General features: G+C 71.5%; 21 protein-coding genes. 14 read left to right on the forward strand and 7 right to left on the reverse strand.

Going from position 1 to position 25,232, the window contains the following annotated elements:
• Positions 1-9: 9 nt before the first annotated feature.
• Together ACQVFL_RS25020 and ACQVFL_RS25025 are read left to right on the forward strand one after the other, a co-directional pair.
• Positions 10-2,364 carry a metallophosphoesterase gene (locus ACQVFL_RS25020; RefSeq protein WP_396690684.1) on the forward strand — a complete coding sequence of 785 codons (2,355 nt, stop codon included), beginning with the start codon at positions 10-12 and terminating at the stop codon, positions 2,362-2,364.
• A gap of 219 nt (positions 2,365-2,583) precedes the next feature.
• Entirely contained in the window at positions 2,584-3,177 is a 594-nt protein-coding gene (locus ACQVFL_RS25025; RefSeq protein ID WP_431727723.1) for a hypothetical protein, read from the forward strand.
• Between the two features lie 88 nt (positions 3,178-3,265).
• On the opposite strand, the gene ACQVFL_RS25030 is transcribed toward ACQVFL_RS25025, so the two are convergent.
• Positions 3,266-4,228 (reverse strand): DNA polymerase domain-containing protein, encoded by a 963-nt coding sequence (locus tag ACQVFL_RS25030; protein WP_396690680.1) that lies wholly within the window; start codon positions 4,226-4,228, stop codon positions 3,266-3,268.
• A 265-nt stretch (positions 4,229-4,493) separates the two neighbouring features.
• Between ACQVFL_RS25030 and ACQVFL_RS25035 the strand changes: the two genes are divergently transcribed.
• The gene (locus ACQVFL_RS25035; protein WP_396690678.1) at positions 4,494-5,042 is read left to right on the forward strand and encodes a TetR/AcrR family transcriptional regulator; all 549 of its coding nucleotides are present in this window, start codon (positions 4,494-4,496) and stop codon (positions 5,040-5,042) included.
• A 37-nt stretch (positions 5,043-5,079) separates the two neighbouring features.
• Positions 5,080-7,314, forward strand: coding sequence for an MMPL family transporter (locus ACQVFL_RS25040; RefSeq protein WP_431727724.1), 2,235 nt, complete (start codon positions 5,080-5,082; stop codon positions 7,312-7,314).
• A 167-nt stretch (positions 7,315-7,481) separates the two neighbouring features.
• Here ACQVFL_RS25040 and ACQVFL_RS25045 read toward each other — a convergent pair whose 3' ends face one another.
• The gene (locus ACQVFL_RS25045; RefSeq protein ID WP_431727725.1) at positions 7,482-8,738 is read right to left on the reverse strand and encodes an erythromycin esterase family protein; all 1,257 of its coding nucleotides are present in this window, start codon (positions 8,736-8,738) and stop codon (positions 7,482-7,484) included.
• Positions 8,739-8,813: 75 nt separating this feature from the next.
• Here ACQVFL_RS25045 and ACQVFL_RS25050 point away from each other — a divergent pair, with 75 nt between their 5' ends.
• On the forward strand, positions 8,814-9,005 hold the full coding sequence (locus ACQVFL_RS25050; RefSeq protein ID WP_396690673.1) for a DUF2795 domain-containing protein: 192 nt from the start codon (positions 8,814-8,816) through the stop codon (positions 9,003-9,005).
• Positions 9,006-9,029: 24 nt separating this feature from the next.
• On the opposite strand, the gene ACQVFL_RS25055 is transcribed toward ACQVFL_RS25050, so the two are convergent.
• A complete protein-coding gene (locus tag ACQVFL_RS25055; RefSeq protein WP_396690671.1) occupies positions 9,030-9,932 on the reverse strand; it encodes a Gfo/Idh/MocA family protein in 903 nt (300 codons plus the stop codon).
• A 151-nt stretch (positions 9,933-10,083) separates the two neighbouring features.
• Here ACQVFL_RS25055 and ACQVFL_RS25060 point away from each other — a divergent pair, with 151 nt between their 5' ends.
• Positions 10,084-10,479, forward strand: a complete 396-nt coding sequence (locus tag ACQVFL_RS25060; RefSeq protein WP_431727726.1) for a hypothetical protein — start codon at positions 10,084-10,086, stop codon at positions 10,477-10,479.
• On the forward strand, positions 10,472-10,915 hold the full coding sequence (locus ACQVFL_RS25065) for a hypothetical protein (protein WP_396690667.1): 444 nt from the start codon (positions 10,472-10,474) through the stop codon (positions 10,913-10,915). Before ACQVFL_RS25060 ends, ACQVFL_RS25065 begins: the two co-directional genes overlap by 8 nt.
• Positions 10,916-11,030: 115 nt before the next feature.
• On the opposite strand, the gene fabG is transcribed toward ACQVFL_RS25065, so the two are convergent.
• Positions 11,031-11,789 (reverse strand): 3-oxoacyl-ACP reductase FabG, encoded by a 759-nt coding sequence (fabG, locus tag ACQVFL_RS25070; protein WP_431727727.1) that lies wholly within the window; start codon positions 11,787-11,789, stop codon positions 11,031-11,033.
• A 116-nt stretch (positions 11,790-11,905) separates the two neighbouring features.
• Positions 11,906-13,558 (reverse strand): alpha-amylase family protein, encoded by a 1,653-nt coding sequence (locus tag ACQVFL_RS25075; protein ID WP_431727728.1) that lies wholly within the window; start codon positions 13,556-13,558, stop codon positions 11,906-11,908.
• Positions 13,559-13,650: 92 nt separating this feature from the next.
• On the opposite strand from ACQVFL_RS25075, the gene ACQVFL_RS25080 reads away from it, so the two are divergent.
• Both ACQVFL_RS25080 and ACQVFL_RS25085 read left to right on the forward strand, forming a co-directional pair.
• Positions 13,651-14,241 (forward strand): DUF1349 domain-containing protein, encoded by a 591-nt coding sequence (locus ACQVFL_RS25080; protein WP_396690661.1) that lies wholly within the window; start codon positions 13,651-13,653, stop codon positions 14,239-14,241.
• 57 nt (positions 14,242-14,298) lie between these two features.
• Positions 14,299-14,964 carry a DedA family protein gene (locus ACQVFL_RS25085; protein ID WP_431727729.1) on the forward strand — a complete coding sequence of 222 codons (666 nt, stop codon included), beginning with the start codon at positions 14,299-14,301 and terminating at the stop codon, positions 14,962-14,964.
• Between the two features lie 269 nt (positions 14,965-15,233).
• Here the strand turns inward: ACQVFL_RS25085 and ACQVFL_RS25090 are convergent, their stop codons facing one another.
• Both ACQVFL_RS25090 and ACQVFL_RS25095 read right to left on the reverse strand, forming a co-directional pair.
• On the reverse strand, positions 15,234-16,637 hold the full coding sequence (locus ACQVFL_RS25090) for a chitinase (RefSeq protein WP_431727730.1): 1,404 nt from the start codon (positions 16,635-16,637) through the stop codon (positions 15,234-15,236).
• 186 nt (positions 16,638-16,823) lie between these two features.
• Positions 16,824-18,242, reverse strand: a complete 1,419-nt coding sequence (locus ACQVFL_RS25095; protein ID WP_431727731.1) for a carbohydrate-binding protein — start codon at positions 18,240-18,242, stop codon at positions 16,824-16,826.
• A 302-nt stretch (positions 18,243-18,544) separates the two neighbouring features.
• Here ACQVFL_RS25095 and ACQVFL_RS25100 point away from each other — a divergent pair, with 302 nt between their 5' ends.
• From ACQVFL_RS25100 to ACQVFL_RS25120, 5 genes are all read left to right on the forward strand, one after another.
• Positions 18,545-19,699: a glutamate--cysteine ligase gene (locus tag ACQVFL_RS25100; RefSeq protein ID WP_396690654.1), complete on the forward strand. Its 1,155-nt coding sequence runs from the start codon at positions 18,545-18,547 to the stop codon at positions 19,697-19,699.
• A 13-nt stretch (positions 19,700-19,712) separates the two neighbouring features.
• On the forward strand, positions 19,713-21,086 hold the full coding sequence (locus ACQVFL_RS25105) for an FAD-dependent oxidoreductase (RefSeq protein ID WP_431727732.1): 1,374 nt from the start codon (positions 19,713-19,715) through the stop codon (positions 21,084-21,086).
• Positions 21,087-21,173: 87 nt separating this feature from the next.
• A complete protein-coding gene (locus ACQVFL_RS25110; RefSeq protein WP_431727733.1) occupies positions 21,174-22,595 on the forward strand; it encodes a WGR domain-containing protein in 1,422 nt (473 codons plus the stop codon).
• 8 nt (positions 22,596-22,603) lie between these two features.
• Entirely contained in the window at positions 22,604-23,464 is an 861-nt protein-coding gene (locus ACQVFL_RS25115) for an aminoglycoside phosphotransferase family protein (protein ID WP_431727734.1), read from the forward strand.
• Positions 23,465-23,600: 136 nt separating this feature from the next.
• Positions 23,601-25,205 (forward strand): ricin-type beta-trefoil lectin domain protein, encoded by a 1,605-nt coding sequence (locus tag ACQVFL_RS25120; RefSeq protein ID WP_431727735.1) that lies wholly within the window; start codon positions 23,601-23,603, stop codon positions 25,203-25,205.
• Positions 25,206-25,232 lie beyond the last annotated feature (27 nt).

Raw genomic sequence — 25,232 nt, forward strand, 5'->3', positions numbered from 1 at the left:
GGAAAGTCGATGTCGAACATCTCGGGTGCCAAGAAGCTCTTCGTCATCATGCCGTTCGGGCTGAAACGGCTGCCCTCCGGCCTGATGCACGACTTCGACCGTTTCTATCACGGGATCCTGCGCCCGGTGGCCCAGGACGCCGGCTGGTCGGTGTTCCGCGCCGACGAGATCACCGAGCCGGGCACCATCGTCAACCAGGCGTTCCGGCATCTCCAGGCCGCCGACGTGGTGGTCGCCGACATCAGCTCGCCGAACGGCAGCGTCTACTACGAGTTGGGCGTGCGGCAGGCGATCTCGCCGGGCAAGACGATTCTTGTCGCGGTGCACGGCACCGAGTTGCCGTTCGACCTCAAGAGCCAGCGGGTGTTGTTCTACAGTCCACAGTTCGACCAGGATCCGCGGTTCCGGTTCGCGTACCGCGAGGCACTCATCTCGGACAGCCCGCACGTCCACAATCCGGTCCGGGACGCACTGAGCGACCTCGGGTTGAACTTCCATCCGCGTACCGATCGGGTCGCCTTCGAGCAGGAACTGCACCACAAGATCGAGCGGAGTCGGAACATCGAGCAGTTGCTCGCCGTCTGGCACTGGGCGCGGCAGTCGGGTGACCTGCCGACCGGGGCGTTGCTGTCGTTGAGCAACCGGTTGGCCGCTGAGGGCGACTACTCCAGCGCGGTCCAGGTGCTCGACGCCGCCTTCCCGGAAGCCGACGGCGACTGGGAGGTGCACCGGCAGCGCGGCTTCTACCTGCGCAAGCTGACCCGGCTCGACGCGGCCGAGGTGGCGCTGAACCGGGCGTACGAGCTGAACCCGTCGGATCCGGAGACGCTCGGCATGCTCGGCGGCGCCCTCAAACGCCAGGGCCGGTACGCCGAGGCGCTGCGCCTCTACCAACAGGGCGCCACCCTCTCCCCCACCTCGTTGTACCTGGCGGTGGCCTGCGCCGGCATGATGGCGATCGCCGATCCGGGCAACCCCGAACCGGCGCTCGCCCGGTACCGGCAGTTGCTCGACGAGATCGACTCCCGCCCGGGTCAGGAGACCGACTCCTGGGCGAACCTGGTCCGCGCCGAGGCCCACTTCGTGCTGGGCGACGTGGAGGCGGCCCGTCGCTTCGGCAGGGCGGCGGTCCGGTACGGTGCCGAACGGCTCCACCTGGAGTCGACCGCCGACCAGATCCTGATGCTGGACGCCAACGGCCTGCCGTTGCACGACGCGGACGGTTTCGCGCGCTGGCTGGTCGACGGGGCCAAGGACCGGGCGTCGACGACCGTGGACGAGCGGGGCACCCCGGCGACCGACCCGGAGTTCCCCCGTCGGATGATCTTCCACATCTCCGACGTCCACTTCGGATCGATCACCGAGGGCGACAGCCTCATCGACGTGCACCGGTTCGCCGACACCGAGAACTCCGACCGGCTCAGCGTCGAGCTGACCCGGGAGTTCCACGCCGCCCTCAGACGCTCCGGCTGCGCCGCCTCGGACGCCGTGCTGGTGGTCTCCGGCGACTCCACCTACACCGGTCGGCAGGACGAGTTCGACCTGGTCCGGCAGTTCCTGACGGAGCTGTGCGAGAACACCGGGATGGACCGCAGTCAGGTGGTGCTGGTGCCCGGCAACCACGACATCGACTGGCTCCAGACGAAGTCGAACCGGGCCAACCGGTTCGACAACTACCTCACCTTCGCGCACCAGTTCTATGGCGAGGACCTGTTCCACGAGGTCTTTCCCCGCGTCAAGTGGGACCTGCGGACCTCGGGCACCCGGCCGGAGGCGAGGGAGATCGTCTATCGACGTACCGACCGGACGATGACCGTCGTCGGGTTGAACTCCTGCATCTTCGAGGACGACCAGAACCATTACGGCTACATCGGCAAGCGTCAGCTCGACATCGTCAAGGAACTGCTGGAGCAGGAGCCGCCGGAGAACGTACGGGTCGCGGTCATGCACCACCACCTGCACCCCTTCCCCGAACCGCTGGAGCCGCGACGGGGTAACGCGGTCGTGCTGGACCTGTCCACGGTCCGCGACGCCGGGCTGGTGGAGCAGCGCCTGGAACGGCTCGGCTTCTCGCTGCTGCTGCACGGGCACAAGCACAAGCCGCAGCTTCGCGAGACCCTGGTGCGGATCCCGCAGAACGACTCCAGCGTCACACCCCGCCCGCTGATCGTCTCCGGCTGCGGCAGCACCGGGGTCAGCCAGCACGAGCTGGAGCACAACCAGCCGAACCACTTCGCCGTCCTGGAACTGGCCCAACCGGTCCGGCGGCCGGGTGCCGACTTCCTGGTCATCGAGTGGCGCGAGCTGGCCGTGGCACCGGGCGCCGAGTGGGTCACCAAGCAACGCTGGACCATCAAGGGCTGACCGAGACCGGGCTGGCCGAGACCGGGCAGCCCGCGCCGGGCGGACCAGGCATCGGGCGGACGGTAGGCGTCGGGCGGACGGTACGGGTACGGGCCGGTCGCCGACGGTCCCGTCCGGGACGGGACCTTGGTCCTGCCCGGCTCAGGTGTTCCGGCCCAGGTGCCGGACCACCGGCGCGCGGGATGGTGGTCTCGTAGGAAGCTGACAGCGGAGGCGACGATGACCATCCACCACGGCACTCACCGATCGATCGAACGGCCGCTTGAGCACGCGGAGATGCCCGGCGCCATGCTGACCACCACCGCCGCGCGGGCGCTGGCCGTCCTGCGGGTCGCCACCGGCCTGGTCTTCCTCTGGGCCTTCCTCGACAAGACCTTCGGCCTCGCATACGCCACCCCGGCCGAGCGGGCCTGGATCAACGGCGGCTCCCCCACCCGGGGCTTCCTCGCCAACGTGGAGGTGGGCCCGTTGCGGTCGATCGCCCACACCATCGCCGGCACCTGGTGGGCCGACGTGCTGTTCATGGTCGGCCTGGCCGCCATCGGCGTCGCCCTCGTGGCCGGCGTCGGGCTGCGGATCGCCGCCGCCTCGGGCACGGTGATGATGGCGCTGATGTGGCTGGCCGAGTTCCCGCTCGCCCGGTTCACCGCCGGAGGCGACCCGACCGGCTCGACCAACCCGCTCGTCGACTACCACCTGATCTACGCCGTGGCGCTGATCGCCCTCGCCGCCGCGTACGCCGGACACACCTGGGGTCTGGGTCGGATCTGGGCCCGCCTGCCCTTCGTGCAGCGGCACCGCTGGATGATCTGACGCCCCGACGCGACGCCGGGCCGGACCGCCATCACGGTCCGGCCCGGCGTCGTGTCGGCACCTACCGGACCGCAGCGCGGCCTCGCCCTCAACCGCCCTCGGCGCGGCGGGCGCGGGCCCGGCGACGCCCCTCGTGCATGGCCTGCACCCGGGGGACGGGGATGGTCCGGCCCTCCTCCACCAGGTCGGCCGGAAGCCGCTGCGGCGGCGGCATCTCCGCGGCCCACGGATCCCGGTCCGCGAGCAGACCGGGCACCGTGCGGATGGTGAAGTCGGCCGGGGCCACCGACTCCAGGTCGGCCCAGGGCACCGGGAACGAGACCGGCACGCCGGGCCGCAGCCGGGGGCTGTAGACGGAGACGACGGTCGCGCCGCCGGACCGGGTGGGGTCCACGAATACCTTGCCTGCCCGGTCCTCCCGGATGAAGGCGGTGGTGGCCAGCGCCGGATCGAGGCGTTCCGCGCGGGCCGCGAGCGCCCGGGTGGCGGCGGCCAACTCCTCGGCGTCCGGACCGGCCGCGATCGGCACGAAGACGTGTACGCCCTTGGCACCGCTGGTCTTCACCGCACCGGCCAGCCCGGCGTCGGCGAGGGCCTGGCGGACCAGCAGCGCGGCGGCCACCCCGGCACCGAAGCCGCCGTCGGAGGGCGGATCGAGGTCGAGCACCAGGTGCGTGGGACGGCTCAGGTCGTCGGCCACCGCCAGCGTCGGGTGGTACTCCACCGCGCGCTGGTTGGCGAACCAGAGCAGGGTACGGCGGTCGTCGCAGAGCGCGTACGCGATCTCCCGGTGGGACGCCTCGGCCCAGACCGGCACCCGGCGTACCCAGTCCGGGGTGTAGCGGGGCAGGTTCTTCTGCATGAACGGCGGTTGGCCGGGGCGTACCCGGACCACTGACAGCGGCCGTCCGCGCAGGTGCGGGACGAGTCGGTCGGCGACCGCGTCCAGGTAGTCGACCAGGTCCCGCTTGATCGCGCCGGATCCGTCGAAGAGCGCCTGATCGAGGTTGGTCAGCGCCACGCCGTCCCGGGTCTCGTCCGCCCGACTCATCCGCTCACCATCGCCCCGTAGCGGCACACGGTCAACCGAACCACGCCGATCCGCCCACGCTCTCAGCTCGACAGGGCACGCTGGAACGTGGCCGGAGTCACGCCGATCCGCCCGCCGTGACGCGGCTTCCGGCTCCGCCACCGGCAGGTGACGCTCGGCACGGCGCAGGGCCCGATAGCCGATCAAACCCGGCTGGTTGTGGCGAAGACCACTGATCTGACCGATCGGTCAGCCTCTGACCGATCGGTCAGGCATGCTGGCTGGCATGGCCCGCCCGACCCAGCAGACCCACGACGAGATCCTGGCCGCCGCCACGCGGCGGTTCGCCGCCACCGGCTACCGGGGCACCTCGTTGCAGGACATCGCGCGGGAGGTCGGCTGCTCCAAGGCGGCAGTGCTCTACCACTTCGCCAACAAGGAGGCGATCCTCACCGAGCTGATGGCGCCCGCGATCGAGGTGTTGCAGGCGCTGGACGACCGGATCACCGCGCAGGACGACCCCGCCCGCGCCCAGCAGGTCGCCACCGAGGGCTTCGTCGACCTGGCGGTCCGGTTCCGCAGCGAGATCGCCCTGCTCCGCGGCGAGTTCCCGGAACTGCTGCAACAACCCGACTTCGCGCACATCCACGAGATCTCCGAGCGGCTCATCGCCGCCCTGGCCGGACGGTCGTCCCGGGACTCGGCCCGGATCTGCGCACTGGTGCTGCTCGCCGGCATCGCGGAGACCTGCGGACAGTTCGCCGAGGTGTCCGACGAGGACCTACGGGCCGCCCTGCTCGCGCTGCTGCGACGGGCGTTGGAGCCCGTGCACTGACCCGTTCCACCATTCACTGACCGAGGGAAAGGACCTCATGGCGACCCTGCTCTACCGGCTTGGCCGGGGTTCGATGCGCCGACGGCGGCTCGTGGCCGCGATCTGGCTCGTCGTACTCGTCGGGCTCGGCCTGGCCGCAGCGACCTTGCGCGGCCCGACGGCCAGCAACTTCACCATGCCCGGGACCGAGTCGCAGCGCGCTCTCGACCTGCTCGCCGAGCAGTTCCCGGCGGCGTCCGGCGCGACCGGCACGATCGCCGTCAAGGCGCCCGGAGAGGGACAGCTCGGCACACCCGAAGGCCAGGCGGTGGTCCAGTCGATCACCCAGGAGGCCGCGGCGGTCCCCGGCGTCCTCGCCGCCGTCGACCCGTTCCAGGTCGGCGCCGTGTCGCCGGACGGCCGGTACGCCCTGATCCAGGTGCAGTTCGGCGACGGCTCCGACGCGATCACCGACGAGCAGCGCGAGGCGTACGAGGAGATCGGCACCCAGGCCGAAGCCCAGGGCTGGCAGGTCGCCCCCGGCGGTGAGGTGCTCAACGCCGAGCCCGAGGTGGGCTCGACCGAGGCGATCGGTGTCGCGGTCGCCCTGGCCGTCCTGGTGATCACGTTCGGTTCGCTGGTGGCGGCCGGGATGACCATGCTCAACGCGCTGATCGGTGTGGGCGTCGGCATGGCCGGCCTCTTCACGCTCAGCAGCGTGGTGGAGCTGACCAGCACCGCGCCGATCCTCGCGCTGATGCTCGGCCTCGCCGTCGGCATCGACTACTCGCTGTTCATCACCTCCCGCTACCGGCAGAACCTCGTCGAGGGGCTACCCGCCGACGAGGCGATCGGTCGAGCGGTCGGCACCGCCGGATCCGCCGTGGTCTTCGCCGGAGCCACCGTGGTCATCGCCCTCGCCGGGCTGTCGGTGGTGAACATCCCGTTCCTGACCGTGATGGGTCTGGCCGCGGCCGGCACGGTGACCGTGGCGGTGCTGGTGGCGATCACCCTGCAACCGGCCCTGCTCGGGTTCGCCGGTCGCCGGGTGCTGCCCCGCAAGCTGCGTACCACCGCACCGCAGGCCACCGACGGCGACCAGCGCCCGTCGGAGGCGACCGAGGACGGCGTCGGCCCCGACGCGGCCACCGTCACCGGCGAGGACCGGTCGACGTTCGGGTTCCGCTGGGCGGCGTTCCTCACCCGCTTCCGGATCCCGGTGATCCTGGCCGGCGTGATCGGGCTCGGCCTGCTCGCGCTGCCCGCCCCGGACATGCGCCTCGCCCTGCCCGACGCCGGCACCGCACCGGCGGGCTCGGCTCCCCGGGTCGCCAACGACCTGATCACCGAGGGCTTCGGGCCGGGCTTCACCGGCCGACTCGCGGTGGTCGTGGCCGGTGACGACGCGCAGGCCACCGCCGCCGCCGTGCCGCAGGTGGCCAACCTGGTGCAGAACACCGAGAACGTGCTGGCCGTGGCTCCGCCGCAGCTCAGCCCGGACGGCCGAACCGCGCTGCTCGGCGTGATCCCGCAGACCGGCCCGACCGACCCGGCCACCGAGACGATGGTGCACGACATCCGTACGGCGGTCGACGGCGTCCAGGGCGCCGACGTGCTGCTGACCGGCGTGACCGCGATCGGCATCGACATCTCGGACAAGCTCTCCGACGCCATGCCGGTCTACCTGGGCCTGGTGGTCGGCCTGTCGATCCTGCTGCTGATGCTGGTGTTCCGGTCGGTGCTGGTGCCGGTCAAGGCGGCACTGGGCTTCCTGCTCACCGTGGCGGCCACCTTCGGTCTCACCGTCGCGGTGTTCCAGCAGGGGCACCTCGCGGACCTGGTCGGCCTGGACACCCCGAGCCCGCTGATCAGCTTCCTGCCGATCCTGCTGATCGGCATCCTGTTCGGCCTGGCCATGGACTACGAGGTCTTCCTGGTCTCCCGGATGCGGGAGGACTTCGTCCACGGTGACACCGCGCAGCAGGCCACCATCAACGGGATGGGGCACGGTGCCCGGGTGGTCACCGCCGCCGCGCTGATCATGACGGCGGTCTTCGGCGGCTTCGTCTTCCTCGACGACCCGGTCATCAAGTCGATGGGCTTCGCGCTGGCGATCGGTGTGGCCATCGACGCCTTCGTGGTCCGGATGACCATCGTCCCGGCGGTCATGTCGCTGCTCGGCAAGGTGGCCTGGTGGCTGCCGCGCTGGCTGGACCGGCTGCTGCCCAACGTCGACATCGAGGGCGAGAAGCTGCGCGCCGAACTCGACGGCAAGGTGCACGTCCGCACCTGACGGATTGCGTGAAAGGAAGGGTCCCCTGCTAACGCCTCGTGCATAGCAGGGGACCCTTCCTAACATCCAGTGCCCCGCCCACAGCGAGCGCACACCGCACCGCACCGCACGCACGCACGCACGCAGCGCACGCACCGCACCGCAGCGCAGGCACCGCGCGCGCGTGTTCAGACGCCGGCCGGATAGGTTTCCATCTCGCCCGGGGTGGTCAGCGCGGGCAGTGGATGCAGGGCGGTGGTCTCGTCGCACCAGACGAAGGCGTCGTACCGGTCCCCGAGCCGGGTCGGCACGTAGTTGCCCCACGACTCGAACGACGGGTCGTACACCACGCCGATCGCCCGGTGGTCGAGCGTGTCGGTGACCCAGCCCGGCTGGTCCGGGCCGCCGAAGACCAGCACCGCCCGGTCCGGCATCAACTCGTGCAGGCGGCGTTCCAACGAGCCGGGGCGAGCCGGCGGCACCAGCATCGCCTCCGCCGGGGAGCCCCAGCGCGGGGCCGCCGTCACCGTGCCGCGATAGCTGCCGAAGCCGATCAGGGCCACCCCGTCCGGTCCGTACCGTTCCCGGGCCACCTGGCCGATGTTGAGCATCCCGTCGGTGGCCATGTCGGTGGCCCGCGCGTCACCGATGTGCGTGTTGTGCGCCCAGACGACGCCCCGGGCGCCCGGCCCGTAGCGGTCCAGCAGCCGGTCCAGGGTGTCGGCCATGTGGCCGTCCCGGATGTTCCACGAACCCGGCCCACCGGCCACCATCTCCCGGTAGTACCGCTCCGCGCCGGCCACCACCTCCGCGTTCTGCCAGGCCGAGAAGGCGCCCGGCCCGTCCGTGGCGGCGTGTTCCCGGGTACGCGCCAGCAGCCGTACCACCTCCTCCTCGCAGCGGGCGGAGACGAAACGGCTCGCCAGGCCGTACTCCTCGATTCGCTTGCCGTACGGCTCGAAGCACCGGTACGCGTCCTGGGCCGCCTCCAGCGACGCCGGATCCTCCTCGCCGACGTAGTCGAAGATCGCCTGCATCGACTCCCAGAGGCTGTACACGTCCAGACCGTGGAAACCGGCCCGGGACGCCTCGGGACGCTCCAGGTTCCAGGCCCGCAGCCAGCGGCAGAACCGGGCCACCTCGGCGTTGGACCACATCCACGTGGGCCAGCGCTCGAAGCGTTCCAGCGCGGTCTGCGGCTCGGTGGCACCACCCGGCGCAGCGGTCACCGAACGGTTCACCCGGTCGCAGTCCGGCCAGTCGCCCTCCACCGCGACGAAACTGAACCCGCACTCGGCGATCAACCGCCGGGTGAGCTGTTCCCGGATGCGGTAGTAGTCGTGGGTACCGTGCGTCGCCTCGCCGATCATCACCACCCGGACGTCCCGGACTCGCTCCAGCAACGGGTCGAGGTCGCTCGGCGCGCCGAGCCGCTGTACCAGCATGCCTGCGGCTACCCGGCACCCCCGGCAGCAAACCCGGGGGTGTGCCGGGCGCCTCGGGCGGGTAGGTCGAAGGACATGACCGACAGCGGCGCCTTCCTGCCGGAGCAGATCGCGGGGCTGGACTTTCCCGTCTCCCGCGAGGACCTGATCCGCTGGTGCCAGGAGAACGGCGCCAGCACCGAGCAGTTGGAGGCGGTCCGGGCGCTGCCGGTGGAACATTTCGGCTCCCCGGCCGAACTCGGCGAGGCGCTGCGCGCGGCGACCTGAGCCGACGTCAGCGCCGGAGGCGGGTCAGGCGGGGAGGTCGACGGTGGCGGCGCGGCTCCGGGCGGTCTCGGCGGCGGCCAGCACGGCGACCACCTCGCGGCCGAAGCGGACGTCGCACCGGTGGTCCCGGGTACCGCCGTCCACCTCGGCCAGCAGTTGGTCGACGGCCACGCCGAAGGCGGTCGCCGAGGAACCGCTCGGGTTCGGCAGCCGCTCGACGCCGCTCTCGCCGTAGAGGGTGAACTCCGCCGCCACCGCCTCGGGCGGGGCGTCCAGCGTCAGCGACACCGTGCTGGTGGCTCCACCGTCGTGGGTGAGCAGCAGGTGCACCAGGTCACCGGGCCCGTCCACGGCCGTCACCCGACTCACCCGACCCAGCACCGGCAGCAGGACGGCCAGCGCGTGCGGGCCGATGTCCCAGAGCGCGCCGCGCTCGCGCCGCCAGGGCGACTGGGCGTACGGGCTGCTGGGCTGGAAGATCGAGGCGTACCGGACCACGCTGGCGGTGTGCCAGCCACCGGCCGCCGCGACGGCGGTGATGAAGCCGGCGACCTCCGGTTGGTACCGGCCGGTGAAGAAGACCACCGAGGCCACCCCGGAGGCGGCGGCGGCCTCGACCACCCGGTCGGCGTCGGCGACGGTCAACGCCAGCGGCTTGTCCAGCAGCAGGTGACGGCCGGCGGTGGCGGCCCGGGTGGCGATGTCGGCCTGTACGTCCGGGGGCAGCGCCACCGCCACCGCCTCACACGCCTCGATCAACGCCTCGACCTCGGTGAAGGCCGGTACGTCGTACCGGGTGGCCAGCGCGGCGGCGCGATCCCGGTTGCGTCCCCAGACGCCGACCAGTTCCGCCCTCGGGTGCGCGTCGAGCGCCGCCGCGTGCGTCTGCGCCGCCCAGTGGCCGGTGCCGAACAACCCGAACCGCATGACCGGTACCTCCGCCGTCTCGCCTGGCTGCGGCCGACCCGCAGCGTGGTCCACGCTAGTCTCCCGGCCGCTCCGGCCTGCCGCCCCGCCGTCTGTACTACGGGGGTTAGTAGAGTGGGCCGGTGATCGGAACGAGCACCGGACGGACCCGGTGACCGCCGCGCCCGTCGCCGGGTCCCCGGTCGACGGCGTCCCGGCGACCGTCGCCATCGTGCTGTCGCTGCTGGTCGCCGCGTGGGCGCTGGTGGCCACGCTGCGCCACCGCGAGCCGGACCGGGTACAGATGATCGGTCTGGCCGTACTGGAGTTGGCGCTGCTCGCGTTGGCGGTGCTGGCCGGGGTGGCCCTCGCCGGTGGCGAGCAGCCCGGCGAGCCGGGGGCGTTCTTCGGCTACCTGGTGACGCTGGTCTGCCTGCCGCCGCTGGCCGCAGTGCTGGCCCGGATGGAGCCGACCCGTTGGGGCTCGGCGATCGTCTGCGCGGTCTGCCTGGTGACGCCGGTGGTCGTGGTGCGGCTCCAGCAGACCTGGGAGGTGCTCGGTGGCTGAGACGCGGACCGCCGGGGCGAGCCGGACCAACGCCGGTCCCGGCCGCCTGTTGATCGCGGTGTACCTGCTGTTCGCGATCGCCGCCACCAGTCGCGCCAGCCTTCAGATCATCACCCGCTTCGACGAGGCACCGCTGGCGTACCTGCTCTCGGCGCTGGCCGCGGTGGTCTACATCGTGGCGGCGGTGGGGCTGGCCCGGGCCGGACACGCGGGCCGCCGGGTCGCCCTGGCCTGCTGCCTCGTCGAGCTGGTCGGCGTGGTCGGGGTGGGCGCGTTCAGTCTGGGCCGCCCCGACCTGTTCCCGGACGAGACGGTGTGGTCCGGCTTCGGCAGCGGGTACGGCTACATCCCGCTGGTGCTGCCCGTCCTCGGCCTGGCCTGGCTCTGGTCCACCCGCCCCCGGACGGCTGCGGCGCAGGGAAGGGCTCAGGTGTAAGGAAGGGCTTGGGTGTAAGGAAGGGTCCCCTGCTAACGCCTGGTGTATAGGAAGGGCCCCTTCCTTACACCTGGGCGGTGCGCAGGAAGGGGCCCGGACGGTCCCTGGACCCGGGTCAGTCGCGCGGACCGCCCGCGACGTAGATCACCTGGCCGGAGACGAAGGACGCCCCCTCGCTGGCCAGGAACGAGATGGTGTGCGCCACGTCCTCCGGTCGCCCGACCCGGCGTACCGGGATCTCCCCCTCGGCGTGCTTCTGCATCGCCTCGAAGTCGATCTTCATCCGGGCGGCGGTGGCGGCGGTCATGTCGGTGACGATGAAGCCGGGCGCCACCGCGTTGACGGTCACCCCGAACGGCCCCAGCTCGATGGCGAGGGTCTTGGTGAACCCCTGCATCCCGGCCTTCGCCGCGGCGTAGTTGGCCTGCCCCCGGTTACCGAGCGCGGACGTGCTGGAGAGGTTGACGATCCGACCCCACTTGGCCTCGACCATGTGCTTCTGCGCGGCCTGGCTGACCAGGAACGCCCCCCGCAGGTGTACGCCCATGACCGTGTCCCAGTCGGCGTCGGTCATCTTGAACAGCAGGTTGTCCCGCAGCACTCCGGCGTTGTTGACCAGCACGGTCGGTGCGCCGAGTTCGGTGGCGACCCGCTCCACGGCGGCCTCCACCTGCGCCCGGTCCGACACGTCCGCGCCGACGCCGAGCGCCCGGCCACCGGCCGACGTGATCGCGTCCACCGTCTCGACGGTCGCCGACTCCTCGATGTCGACCACTGCGACGGCCAGCCCGTCGGCGGCCAACCGCCTGGCGGTGGCCGCGCCGATCCCCCGCGCCGCCCCGGTCACGATCGCGACCCGCTGACCCTCCGACATGCCTACCTCCCGGTAACCTCGCTCGACGGCAGGAGCCTAACCCACCTTCCGCCCACCTCCGGCCCGCCGGAGTCCCCGGCCGACCTGCGACGGCCGGGGACGTGCCTGCGCGGAAGCTAGACGGACCAGGTTCGACAGAGCCGGATCCACCGGTACCCGTACCCGGCGATCTTGAGCTTGTCGAGCTTGCCCACGTCGTCGTAGTTGCGGTCGGCGAGCACGTCGATCGGCAGCTCCGCCTCCGACTCCAGCAGGCTGAGGTCGACCTCGGCGTCGTCGGTGCCCAGGTTGTGCAGGAAGACCATCGTGCCGGTCGGTCCGTCGGCCCGGTGCGCCAACACCCCCGCAGGCATCGGTACGTCGATGTGGGTGGTCGAGCCGAAACCGATCTCCGGGGCCTCGCGCAGGGTACGGATCATCCGCTCGAACCAGCCGAGCAACGAGTTGCGGTCCCGCCGTTGCAGGGTGACGTTGACCTTCTCGTACCCGAAGTCGCCCTTGTCGATGACCGGGCGCACCAGCTTCTCCGGCTCCGCCCGGGAGAAGCCGGCATTTCGCTCGTAGGACCACTGCATGGGGGTACGGATCGCCTCCCGCCCCGGCAGCGCCAGGTCCTCCCCCATGCCGATCTCCTCGCCGTACCGCAGCACCGGCGTGCCGCGCAGCGAGAACTGGAGCGAGTACGCCAGCTCGATGCGCCGCCGGTCGTTGCCCAGCATCGGTGCCAGCCGGCGACGGATGCCCCGGTCGTAGATCCGCATGTTCTCGTCCGGGCCGAACTGCGCGTACACCTGGTTGCGTTGTTCGGCGGTCAGCCGGGACAGGTCGATCTCGTCGTGGTTGCGTAGGAAGGTGGCCCACTGGCCGCCCTCGGGCAGGGCCGGGGTGTCGCGCAGCGCCTCGATCACCGGCTCCGGGTCCTGCCTCGCCAGGGCCAGCATCAGCCGCCCGTTCAGCATGAAGTCGAAGAGCATGTGCACCCGGTTCGCCGAACCGCCGCGGTCACCGAAGAACGCGGGCAGTTGGTCCGGCTCGACGTTCGCCTCGGCCAGCAGGACCGCGTCGCCCCGCCGCCACTGCACGTGCTGGCGCAGCTCGGTGAGGAACTCGAAGTCCAGCTCCGGGTTCGGGTCGCCGGGCTCGGTGCGCTCGATGATGAACGGCACCGCGTCCATCCGGAACCCGGCCACCCCGAGTTGGAGCCAGAACGACATGATCTTCTTGATCTCGTCGCGTACCTGGGGGTTCCTGGTGTTGAGGTCCGGCTGGAACTTGTAGAAGCGGTGGTAGTACCAGGACTTGGCGGTCCGGTCGTACGTCCAGGTCTCGTGCTGCTCGCCGGGGAAGACCATGCCCTGGTGCCGGTCCGCGGGCTCCTCGTCGGACCAGAGATACCAGTCGCGGTACGGCGAGTCCGGCGACGACCGGGCGGAGACGAACCACGGATGCTGGTCCGAGGTGTGGTTGACCACCAGGTCGATGATCACCCGGATGCCCCGGTTGCTGGCCTGGTGCAGCAGCTCGGCGAAGTCGCCGAGGGTGCCGAAGCGCGGGTCGACGTTGTAGAAGTCGGTCACGTCGTACCCGTCGTCACCGTTGGGCGACGGGTGGATGGGGTGCAACCAGAGGCAGGTCACGCCCAGCCGGGCCAGGTAGTCCAGCCGGCCGATCAGACCCCGGATGTCACCGACCCCGTCGGCGTCGGAGTCCGCGTACGTGTCGATGTCGAGGCAGTACACGACCGCCTCCGAGTACCACCTGTCAGACATGCCCGGGAACCTTCTCCGTACCACCCGTCCGGCAAACCCGCCCACGTCGCGGCGAGGCCCCAGCGGGGGCGACCGCTCGGTACCGTGCGGTCATGCGGAACATCGAGTGGTCCAGCGGGGTCTGGCACGGGCAGCCGGCACGTACGGCCGTGGAGCCGGCCGGGGTCCTGAGCATCGCACCGGCAGCGGGCAGCGACCTGTGGCGGCACACCAGCTACGGGTTCGTGCACGACGACGCTCCGGCGCTGCTCACGCCCTTCCCGGTGGGCAGCGCGATGGAGGTGGACTTCGCGCTCGACTACACCGAACAGTTCGACCAGGCCGGCGTACTCGTGTGGGTCGACGACCGCACCTGGGTCAAAGCCGGAGTGGAGGTCAGCGACGGCCACCCGCAGGTCGGTGCCGTGGTCACCCGGGACTTCTCCGACTGGTCGGTCGCCCCGGTGCCCGAGTGGGTGGGCCAGGAGGTGACGGTACGCGTCAGCCGCACCGGCGACGCGCTGACCGTGCGCGCCCGGGTGGCCGGCGAGCAGTGGCGGCTGGTCCGGCTCGCGCCGCTCGCGCCCGACGCCGACGCCTCCGCCGGACCGTACTGCTGCTCCCCCAGCCGGGACGGTCTGACCGTCCGGTTCACCGACTGGCGGCTCGGCCCGGCCGACGCCGCCCTGCACCCCGAGGAGTAACAGTGGCTTCGGGCGGGTAGGAGCCATCCTTTACGCCGATCCTCGCGGAGGCACCGGATGGCAGTCGCCCAGGACGTCGACCCGAGCCAGCTCGGCGGGCTGACCGGCTGGGTGGCCGGCGTGATCGAGGCGGGCGGCGCGGTGGGCGTGGCGCTGCTGGTCGCCCTGGAGAGCATCATCCCGCCGATCCCCAGCGAGATCGTGCTGGCGATGGCCGGATACCTGGCCGGCGAGGGCCGCTTCAACGTGTTCGTGGTGACCGTCGCGGCCACCGCCGGCTCGCTGCTCGGCGCGCTGGTGCTCTACTGGCTCGGTGCCGCGCTGGGCGAGGAGCGGCTCAAGCGCTGGCTCGACCGGCTACCCCTGGTCGACCTGGAGGATCTGGAGAAGGCCGACCGCTGGTTCGAGCGGTACGGCCGGTGGGCGGTCTTCTTCGGCCGGATGGCACCGGTGGTCCGCAGCCTGGTGTCGATACCGGCCGGTGCCAACCGGATGCCGCTGGTCGAGTTCGTCACGCTGACCACGCTGGGCAGTGGCATCTGGAACGGGCTGTTCATCGGGCTCGGGTACGTGCTCGGCTCGCAGTGGCACGAGATCGACCGCTACAGCTCCTGGTTCGACTACGGCATCATCGCCGTCTTCATCCTCATGATCGCCTCCTGGGCGATCAAGAAGAAGCGCCGCCGCTCCCGTCCCCGCCCCCACACCCCCGCCTCCCGCTGACCCCGCCCCTCCCCGCCCCCCGCTCGTCCATCCCCCGCCCCGCCCGCCCGGCCCGCCCTGCTCGGCCTGCTCGGCCTGCTCGGCCCGGCGATCATGGAGTTGTGGCGCTCGCTTTGACCATTTATGCAGCATTTGTCGAGACCACAACTCCATGATCGACGCAGACGGGCGGACGCGGGCAGGCGGACAGGGCGGGGCGGGGCGGGCGGGGCGGGCGGGGGTGGGGGTGGGGGTGGGGGTGGGGGTGGGGGTGGGGGTGGGGGTGGGGGTCAGGGGAGGGTGCGGAGGTGGGGGGCGACGGTGCGGGCGAAGGAGTTGTTGTGGGTGACGTCCCAGTTGATCGACCAGGTCATCGCGCCACGCAGGCCCGGGTAGGTACGCGGCGGACGGAAGCTGCCGCAGTTGGTGCCCCGGGTCAGACAGTCCATCGCGGCGTTGACCACGCTGGGCGCGACGATGCCGCCACCGGCCGCCCCGGCACCGGCCGGCAGGCCGAGCCCGACCTGGTCGGGCCGTAGTCCCGCCTCCAACTGGATGCAGGCCAGCGCGACGATGAAGTTGACCGTGCCCTGGGCGTACGCGGCGTTGTTGTCGCAGCCGAGCATCGCCCCGGAGTTGTAGAACTGGGTGTTCACCACGGTCAGGATGTCCTTGATGTCCAGCGCCAGTTTGAAGTAGCTGGTGGTGGGGTTCTGCATGTCGATGGTCTGCGGTGCCATCGCGATGATCAGTCGACTGCCCACCTTCGCCCGCAGGGAGCGCAGCGCCTGCGCCATGTAGGTCGGGTTGAGGCCGTTCTCCAGGTCGACGTCGACGCCGTCGAAGCCGTAGCGCTGGATCAACGCGTACACACTGTCGGCGAAGGCCACCGCGGACGCCGCGTCGTTCACCGCGACCCGGCCGGTCTCGCCGCCGACCGAGATGATCACCTTCTTGCCCCGGCTCTGGAGGGTGCGCACGTCGGCGGAGAAGTCGGCGTCGGTGTAGCCGCCGAGCGAGGCGGACAGGCCCGGGTCGATGGCGAAGGAAACCGCGCCGGGCGTGGTGGTGGCGTCGGCGAAGGCGACCGCGACCAGGTCGTACTCGGTGGGCACGTCCCGCAGCCGCAGCTCGACGGCCGGGTTGTCGAAGTTGTGCCAGTACCCGGTGAGGATGTGCTTCGGCAGGCCGGCGACCGGCGGCGGGCTGGTCGGCGGCGGGGTCGTCGGAGGTGGTGTGGTGGGCGGCGGCGTCGTCGGGGGCGGGGTGGTCGGCGGCGGCGTGGTCGGGGTGGTGCCGCCGGCGCAGGCCACGCCGTTGAGCCGACAGTTCGCGGGTACGCCGGAACCGTTGCCGAGGAAGCCGAAGGAGACCGACGCGCCGGGGGCGATGGTGCCGTTCCAGGAGCGGTTGGTGAACGTGTGGCGCTGACCGCTGGAGGTCAGCAGCGCGTCCCAGTAGCTGCCGAGCGTGGTGCCGCTGGGCAGGTCGAAGGCGAGGCTCCAGCCGTTGACCGTGCTGCTGCTCCCGTTGGTGATGGTGTACTTCGCCTCCCAACCGGTGCCCCAGTCGGACGTCTTGACGAAGCTGGCGGTGACTCCGGCGGCGTACGCGGCGGGCGCCAGCCAGACCGCGCCGAGCGCGGCGGCCAGTGCGCCGACCACTGTGAGCACCAGGGTTCTGGACCGTTTCATGTGAGCCTCCAGACCGGACGGAAATCCATGGGCATCGACCTGGCGCTCATTATTAAGACTGTTAACTATTTCTGTCCAGACCTGACCGGCACGGATGCGCACCTCCCCGACCCGGACGTAAGGAGGGGTCCCCTGCTATGCACGAGGCGTTAGCAGGGGACCCCTCCTTACATCGGCAGCGCGCGCTCAGCGACGGAACTGGAACCAGTTGACGTTGACGAAGTCGTTCGGCTGGCCGCTGCTGAACGTCAGGTAGACGGTCTGCCGGCCGGTCACCGAGGTGACGTTGCCGGGCACCGAGCGCCAGCTCTGCCACCCGCCGGTGTTGGCGATGGCGAAACTGCCGATCGGCGTACTCGTCGGGCTGCCGATCCGTACCTCGACCAGGCCGCTCACCCCGGCCGCCGCGCCGGAGGCGACCCGGGCCACGAAGTCGCGCGGCGGGGTGGAGCCGAAGTCGACGTTGTCGAAGCGGACCCAGTCACCGTTGCGCAGCGCGGCGATGTTCTGCCCACCCTCGGAGCACGCCTCGACGAGTACGCCGTTCTGCGCGTTGAACGACTCGGCCTGGAGAGTGCCGTACGCGTCCCGCACCCCGGTCGGCGGCGGAGTGGTCGGCGGCGTGGTGGTGGGCGGGGTGCTGCCGCCCCGGCTGTAGACGGCCACGTAGTCGACGAGCATCGGACGCCCCGGCACGGTGGCCGAGGTCGGCGTGGTGCTGCCGGCCACCCCGTTCGGGAAGGCCCCGCCCATGGCGACGTTGAGCAGCAGGAAGTAGCCCGCGTGGCTGGTCATCTGCGACCAGTACGGCTCGCCGACCCGGGACTGGCTGACGCTGTGGTAGAGCTGCCCGTCGACGTACCAACGCAGTTGTTGGGGGCTGGTCGAGGCGTCCCACTCGAAGCGGTAGGTGTGGAAGGCCGACTGGCAGGTGCTGCCGGGGCAGGCGCGGGAGCCGCCGATGCCGTTGAACTCGTCGCACGGGCCGCCGGGCGCCACGCCGCAGTGCAGCACGCCCCAGACCGTGTTGAGCCCGTTGACGTTCTCCATCACGTCGAACTCGCCGATGCCGGGCCAGTTCTGGTAGTTGCCCCGGTAGGGCGAACCGAGCGCCCAGAACGCGGGCCAGTATCCGGAGGCGGCGGCGCCGGTGACGTTCGGCATCTGGATGCGGCCCTCGATGGCCAGGATGCCGCCGCTCGGGGCCTTGAAGTTGCTGCGTACCGTCTCGATCCGGGCCGAGGTCCAGCGGCCGGAACTGTCGCGCAGCGGGGTGATCCGCAGGTTGCCGGCGCCGTCGTGGCTGACGTTCGCGGTGCTGTTGGTGTACGTCTGGATCTCGCCGGTGCCCCAGTTGGGCGGCCCGCCCGGGTAGCTGGTGCCGGTGTCGATGATCCAGTTGCTGGACGACGGGAGGGTGCCAGCGGAGCCGGTGAAGTCGTCACTCCACACCAGGCTCCATCCGGACGGGGGCGTCGGCACGGCGGCGTCGGCGGTTGCGGCGAGCCCGGCGACGCCGGTGACGGTGGCGGTGATCAGGGCCAGCGCGAGCCGCAGCCGGCGTCGCGCGGGCAGGGCGGCGGGTGCCGCCGGGGCAGGTGTCATGGGACATCCCTCTCTGCGGGACGGGGTGTGAGAGCGCTCTCTCAGGAGTTGTACGTCCCACCTGGACAGTTGTCAATGTCGATCGACCGCACGGCGCACCGCCCGCATGTCGCGCCGGGCCGACCGGAAGTTAGGAGGGGTCCCCTGCTCTACGCGAGGCGTTATCAGGGGGCCCTTCCTTACACCCAAGCCCGGCTGTGCATCGACGCTGTACCCGAGCAGGGCGTGTTTCCCCGAGCCACCACGGGGGGTAATTGCCGGCCGACGGCGCGGACGGACCGCCCCGGCAGAGGCGGACGGTGATGGTGATGGTCAGGCAGGTGGCGACGGCGCCGACCCGGAAGGTCGAGGAGACCGACCTGCTCACGGTGGGAGTCGAGGAGGAGTTCCTGCTGGTCGACCCGGACGGCGGCGCTGCGGTGCCGGCCGTCGAGGCGGTCATGGAACAGGTCCCGGCGGAACTGCACGGTCAGGTGGAACGCGAGTTCCAGACCAGCCAGATCGAGATCGGCAGTCCACCCGGGTTGGAGCTCGCCTCGATCCGGCACTCGCTCGCCCTGCTGCGCGCCTCGCTCGCCGAGGCCGCCGAGCGGGCCGGCGCCCACCTGCTCGCCATCGGCACCGGGCCGATCGACGGGCCGGTGCCGCCGGTGGTCGACAAGCCCCGCTTCGACCGGATGATCGAGCGCTACCGGCTGCTGGTGCCGGGGCCGGGCAACAACGGCATGCACGTGCACGTCGGGGTGCCGGACCCGGACACCGGGGTGCAGGTGCTGAACCACGTCCGGCCGTGGCTGCCGATCCTGCACGCGGTCACCACGAACTCCCCGTTCTCCCGGGGCGAGGACACCGGGTACGCGAGCTGGCGCTCGATCGAGTGGGAACGCTGGCCGTCGGTGGCGCCCACCCCGTTCCTGACCTCCCACCACCACTACCGACGGCTGATCGACCAGCTGATCGGCAGCGGGGTGATGCTCGACGAGGGGATGCTCTACTGGTACGCCCGACTGTCGGCCAAGTACCCGACGGTCGAGCTGCGCATCGGCGACGTCTGCCCGACGGTGGACGACGCGGTCCTGGTCGCCGGCCTGGTCCGCGCGCTGGTGGCGACCGCGCTGGACGACATCGCCGCCGGACGGCCGCCGCTGCCCGCCGACCACCACCTGCTGGTCGGCGCGCACTGGCGGGCCGCGCACGACGGTCTGGAGGGCGAGGCGGTGGACCTGGCCACCGGTGAGCTGCGCCCGGCGTGGGACGTGCTCAACCAGCTCGTCGGGCGGCTCGGCCCGGCGTTGGACCGGCACGGTGACCTCGCCGAGGTGACCGAGCTGCTGGACCGGCTGCGGGAGCACGGCACCGGCGCGGCGCGGCAGCGTGCGGTGTTCGCGCGGACCGGCCGGCTGGAGGATGTGGTGGCGGACGTGGCGCGACAGACCCGGGGCGAGATCCCGGCGTGACAGGAGGTTGGCCGTGGCGGAACGGTTGATCGTCGTCGGCGGGGACGCCGCCGGCATGGCGGCTGCCGCCCAGGCGCGGCGCCGCCGTGGCCGGGACGACCTGGAGATCGTCGCGTTCGAGCGTGGGCACTACACCTCGTACTCGGCGTGCGGCATCCCGTACTGGATCAGTGGTCTGGTCGGCGACGCGCAGCAGCTCGTGGCCCGGGACCCGGCGACCCACCGGGAGAAGTACGACATCGACGTCCGGCTCCGGCACGAGGTCACCGAGATCGACCTGGACCGCCGCGAGGTAGTCGCCCGCGATCTGGAGGGCGGCGGCGAGGTCCGGGAGGGCTTCGACACGCTGATGCACGCCACCGGCGCGGTGCCGACCAAGCCGGACTGGGCGCGTACCGACGCACTCGGGGTCTTCGGGGTGCAGACGCTCGACGACGGGGCGGCCCTGCGCAGGTGGCTGGAGTCGGATCCGAGGCCGCAGCGCGCGGTGGTGGTCGGCGGCGGCTACATCGGGGTGGAGATGGCCGAGGCGCTGGTCCGGCGTGGGCTGTCGGTGACGCTGGTGGAGCGGGACGAGCAGCCGATGTCGACCGTGGACCCGGACATGGCCACGCTGGTCACCGAGGCGATGCGGGGTCTGGGTGTGGACATCCGCACCGGCGTCAGCGTCGAGGCGCTCGGCGTCCGCGACGGCCGGGTCAGCGAGGTGGTCACCGACGACGGCGCGATCCCGACCGACGTGGTGGTGCTCGGCCTGGGCGTACGCCCCAACACCGCGCTCGCCGAGGCGGCCGGAATGCCGCTCGGGCCGACCGGCGGGATCCGGGTGGACCGGCGGATGCGGGTGGCCGAGGTGCCCGGGGTGTGGGCCGCCGGGGACTGTGTGGAGACCCTGCACCGGGTCAGTGGCATGCCGGTGCACGTGCCGCTCGGCACCCACGCGAACAAGCAGGGTCGGGTGGCCGGCATCAACATCGGCGGCGGGTACGCCACCTTCGCCGGGGTGATCGGCACGGCCGTGGCCAAGGTCTGCGACCTGGAGGTGGGGCGGACCGGGCTGCGGGAGCGCGACGCGCTGGCGGCCGGCTTCGAGTTCGTCTCGGTGATCGCCGAGTCGACCAACCGCGCCGGCTACTACCCGGGTGCGCGACCGATGACGGTCAAACTGATCGCCGAACGCCCCAGCGGACGGTTGCTCGGTGCCCAGATCGTCGGCTGGACCGAGGCGGCGAAGCGGATCGACACGTTGGCCGTGGCGCTGTGGAACCGGATGACGGTGGACGACATGACCGCGCTCGATCTCGGCTACGCCCCGCCGTACGCCCCGGTCTGGGACCCGGTGCTGGTCGCCGCCCGCAAGGCGGTCGACGCGCTCGACCCGCGCTGAGGTCTGCTCGGATCCCTGTCGGTGGCGCGGGTTAGCGTGTGCGCGCCGCCCCAGACAGGGGCGGTGCCGACCCCTCGGAGGACCCGCATGTCGCAGGAGACGACCTACCTCGAACTGTCCGAGACGGACGGTGCAGCCCACAAGTTCTACGAGGTGGTGGTCGACGACGCCACGCTGACCGTGCGTTACGGCCGGATCGGCGACCAGGGTCAGGTCAAGACCTCCGGCTACCCGGACAACGCGCGGGCGCGGGCCGCCGCCGCCAAGAAGATCGGCGAGAAGGTCCGCAAGGGGTACGCCCCGGCGGTGCCGGGCGTCCGGCAGAAGCGTTCGGTGTCGCGTCGGCAGATCGTCAGCACCCGCTCGACCGCCCGCACCGCGCCGGTGCTGTGGCGGTACGACTCCGGCGCTCCCGCGTTCGGCATCTTCATCGACGGGCGCACCTGCACGGTCGGCAACGAGCGTGGCGTCATCACCACTCTCGACCACGACGCCCGGGTGCTGGACCAGGTCCGGCTGCCCGACGGGGTGAAGTCCATCGTCGCCGACGACGCCTGGATCTATGCCGGCTGCGACGACGGCAACGTCTACGACCTCTCCGGCAAGATCCCCCGGGTGGCGTACGCGATCGCGCCCGACATCGACATCTACTGGCTGGACATCCACGACGGTGTGCTCGGTGTCTCCGACGCCAACGGCGGGATCGCCGCCGTCGACCACGAGGACGAGTTCCTCTGGCGGCGGGGCGGGCGCGGGCGGTCGGCCTGGATGGTGCGCTGCGACAGCGACGCCGTCTACCACGGCGACTCGACCGGGGTGAGCGGCTACGACTGGCGTACCGGGCAGGAGCTGTGGCACACCCGCACCGGCTCGGTGCTGTTCGGCTGGCAGGAGCGCGACGCGGTGTTCGCCGGCACCGCGACCCGCGAGGTGGTCCGCATCGGCAAGGACGGCCGGTACGCCCGCACCTACCGCGCCGACGCGCCGGTCTTCTCCTGCGCCACCGCCTCCGACGGCCGGTACGTCTTCGCCGGTGACAGCCAGTCCTCGATCTACTGCTTCGCCGAGGACGGCACCCGCTTGTGGAAGCTCGGCACCGGCTGCGGCTCGGCGTACTCGATGCAGTACCACGACCAGCGCCTCTACGTGGTGACCACCAGCGGCCACCTGGCCTGCATCGACGCCAGTGAGCCGGCGATCCGGGCGGCCGAGGCGGGCAGCGTGCCGGACGTGGTCGACGTGAAGGCTCCGGCCCGGCTACCCGAGCCGGCCGCGGTCACCCAGGTCGAGGTTGTCGGCGACTCCGGCGACGGGGTGATCGTCGAGTGCGTCGAGCAGGGCGGCCGGTTGCGGGTGCACGTGCTCTCCGACGGCTACCACCGGAACTGGTCGGTCCAGTTCCCCAAGGGCATCCGCCAGCCGGGCGCCCGCTACCTGGTCACCGAGGTCCGCGAGTCCGGTCGGGGCGGCTTCTACCGCGCCTACGGCGACATCCGCCGCCTGCGGTGACGGGTGCGGTGCGGATCCCCGACGAGTTGACCTGGTTGCGCGCCATGCCGGGTGGCGCGCAGTGGTTGGCCGGGCTGCCGGAGTTGCTGGACACCTGTGCCCGGCACTGGTCGCTGCGGGTCGGGCCGCCCTTCGGGTCCGGCACGACCTCGTTGGTGGTGCCGGCCGATCGGGTCGACGGCACCCGCGCGGTGCTGAAGGTGCAGTTCCCCGACTCGGAGAGCGAGCACGAGGCGGCTGCGCTGCACCACTGGGACGGCGACGGCGCGGCCCGGCTGCTCGCCCACGACCCCGACCGTCGGGCACTGCTGATCGAGCGCTGCGACCCCGGTACGCCGTTGCGCGTCCTCCCGCTGGACGACGCGTTGGACGCGGTGGTGACGCTGCTCCCCCGCCTCTGGCGGCCCGCTGACGGGCCGTTCCTGTCGTTGGCCGAGGCGGTGCGGGGCTGGACGGTCCGGTTGCCTGCGGCCTGGGAACGGGCCGGTAGGCCGTACGAGCGGCGGTTCGTGGACCTCGCCCTCGACCTGCTCACCGGGCTGGCCACCGGCCAGGGCGGACAGGTGCTGGTCAACCAGGATCTGCACGCGTCCAATGTGCTGCGGTCCACCCGCGAGCCGTGGCTGGCGATCGACCCGAAGCCGCTCGTCGGCGAGCGGGAGTTCTCGGCGGTGCCGATGGTGCGCGGCCCCGAGCTGGGCCACTCCCGCGCGGCGGTGCGCCGCCGACTCGACCGGCTCAGCGCCGAGCTGGGCCTGGACCGGAGCCGGGTACGCGACTGGACGATCGGCCACACGATGGCGTGGAGCATCGCCGGGGACACGGTCTTCGCCGAGCACATCGAGATCGTCCGCTGGCTCCTCGACTAGAGTTCGGCCGTCCACGCGCGGCCACACCGACACCGGGCCGTGCTCCGTACCCGAAATTTGTCGGCGAGGTCGTGAACGTGGCGAGATCCGGATCCGTCGCCACAGGTGTCGCCACGCCGAAAGGGATGGCCTACCTGTGACACGCGACCTCATCCTCAAGAAGCTCAAGCTGGAGCGAATGCCACGCCGGTTCGTGGCGTTCGTCCTGGCCGCGCTGGCAGTCCTCGCCGCCGCCACCGCCGTCGGCCTCAACGTCGCCTCGGCCCGGGACGACGTGCTGGTCGGCGACGCGGTCACCGACAAGCAGATGACCGTGCTCATCGCCGCCGCCGGGTCCTGTCCGACGCTGACTCCGGCGAGGCTCGCCGGACAGTTGATGGCCGAATCGGGCCTGGACGACCGGGCGGCGCGGACCGTCTCCGGCGGTCAGGGCATCGCCGGCCTCGAAGACGACAAGTGGCAGGCGTGGAAGCCGTGGCCGGACGCCCGACGCTCCGACATGTCGGCGAACATCCTGGCGCTCGCCCACCAGATGTGCGACCTCACCGGCCATCTCCGGCTGGCGGGTGCCGCCGGTGACCAGTGGCGTCTCGCGGTGGCCGCCTTCCACGTGGGGCTGAACTCGGTCGCCCAGGTGCGCGGGGTGCCCGACACGGCCACGACCTACGTCGACCGGGTCAGCGCCTACGCCGGGTACTACAGCAAGCTGCGGCAGTTCGGTGGGCCCGGTGAGGTTGACCGGACGGCACCGGCCGCCGAGGCGAAGGGTGTTCCCGCCGAGTACGTGCAGCACATCGTCCGGGCGGGTTCGCTCTGCCAGGAGGTGACGCCACCACTGGTCGCCGCCCACATCATGGCGCAGTCCGGGTTCGACGCGAACCGGCTCGGTGCGACCGGTCAACGCGGCGTCGCGCAGTTCCGGCCGGACATGTGGCAGGCGTACGGGCCGAAGGGTCGTTCGGTCTGGGAGCCGGAGGTCGCCGTCCCCACCATGGGCTACGCCCTGTGCAGCCTGGTCCGCGAGTTGTCCGGCCTGAAGGGGGATCCGCTCCAGTTGGCGCTCGCCGCGTACCGCAACGGCACCACGGCGGTACGGCAGAACGGTGGCACCATCGACCGGCAGACCGAGACGTTCCTGCGGTCGGTGAAGACCTTCACCGACGTCTACGCGCTCGACAGCCGGCTGACGGCGAACCTGCCGACCAGCCCCTCCCCCTCACCCACCCCGTCGCCGTCCGGGTCCCCGAGCCCGAGTCCGGACGCCAGCCCCTCCGGCAGCCCGAGCCCGAGCAGCCCCAGTACTGCGGGGGCGAACGCGGGCGCACCGCCACCACCACCGGCCCCCGACCCGAAGCCGACGCGCCCGGCCGACGCGGTGCAGATCCTCAACGTGCACACCAAGCGCTGCGTCAGTGCCGGCAGCGGGGGTGACGGTATGCAGCTCAAGCTGCGCACCTGCACCGAGGATCCGGCGCAGTGGTGGACCTTCCGCAGCGACGGCACCATCCGGGCCCGTGGTCTGTGCATGGACATCGCCTGGGGTGGTTCCGAGGACAACACGGTGGTGCAGGCGGCCACCTGTAGCGGCAACCCCGCCCAGCACTGGCAGATGAACTCCAAGGGCCGCATCGTCAGCAAGCTGAACGGCAAGGTCCTCGACGTCATCCTGGCCGACCCGGACAAGCCGCTCATCATCTTCACCGACAAGGGCTACGCCGACCAGAACTGGCGCAAGCAGTAGTAGCGCCCCGGATCGACGGGCGCGAGC

It is taken from the genome of Verrucosispora sp. TAA-831 (assembly GCF_050780145.1).
In the GTDB taxonomy this organism is placed as follows: Bacteria; Actinomycetota; Actinomycetes; order Mycobacteriales; family Micromonosporaceae; genus Micromonospora.

Coding starts and splice junctions, on each gene's coding strand:
- ACQVFL_RS25075 (WP_431727728.1), bottom strand. CDS start 13,558: ATGTCTGACAGGTGGTACTCGGAGGCGGTCGTGTACTGCCTCGACATC.
- ACQVFL_RS25090 (WP_431727730.1), bottom strand. CDS start 16,637: ATGAAACGGTCCAGAACCCTGGTGCTCACAGTGGTCGGCGCACTGGCC.
- ACQVFL_RS25030 (WP_396690680.1), bottom strand. CDS start 4,228: ATGAGTCGGGCGGACGAGACCCGGGACGGCGTGGCGCTGACCAACCTC.
- ACQVFL_RS25025 (WP_431727723.1), top strand. CDS start 2,584: ATGACCATCCACCACGGCACTCACCGATCGATCGAACGGCCGCTTGAG.
- ACQVFL_RS25040 (WP_431727724.1), top strand. CDS start 5,080: ATGGCGACCCTGCTCTACCGGCTTGGCCGGGGTTCGATGCGCCGACGG.
- ACQVFL_RS25100 (WP_396690654.1), top strand. CDS start 18,545: ATGGTGATGGTCAGGCAGGTGGCGACGGCGCCGACCCGGAAGGTCGAG.
- fabG (WP_431727727.1), bottom strand. CDS start 11,789: ATGTCGGAGGGTCAGCGGGTCGCGATCGTGACCGGGGCGGCGCGGGGG.
- ACQVFL_RS25020 (WP_396690684.1), top strand. CDS start 10: ATGTCGAACATCTCGGGTGCCAAGAAGCTCTTCGTCATCATGCCGTTC.
- ACQVFL_RS25110 (WP_431727733.1), top strand. CDS start 21,174: ATGTCGCAGGAGACGACCTACCTCGAACTGTCCGAGACGGACGGTGCA.
- ACQVFL_RS25045 (WP_431727725.1), bottom strand. CDS start 8,738: ATGCTGGTACAGCGGCTCGGCGCGCCGAGCGACCTCGACCCGTTGCTG.
- ACQVFL_RS25095 (WP_431727731.1), bottom strand. CDS start 18,242: ATGACACCTGCCCCGGCGGCACCCGCCGCCCTGCCCGCGCGACGCCGG.
- ACQVFL_RS25050 (WP_396690673.1), top strand. CDS start 8,814: ATGACCGACAGCGGCGCCTTCCTGCCGGAGCAGATCGCGGGGCTGGAC.
- ACQVFL_RS25055 (WP_396690671.1), bottom strand. CDS start 9,932: ATGCGGTTCGGGTTGTTCGGCACCGGCCACTGGGCGGCGCAGACGCAC.
- ACQVFL_RS25035 (WP_396690678.1), top strand. CDS start 4,494: ATGGCCCGCCCGACCCAGCAGACCCACGACGAGATCCTGGCCGCCGCC.
- ACQVFL_RS25085 (WP_431727729.1), top strand. CDS start 14,299: ATGGCAGTCGCCCAGGACGTCGACCCGAGCCAGCTCGGCGGGCTGACC.
- ACQVFL_RS25080 (WP_396690661.1), top strand. CDS start 13,651: ATGCGGAACATCGAGTGGTCCAGCGGGGTCTGGCACGGGCAGCCGGCA.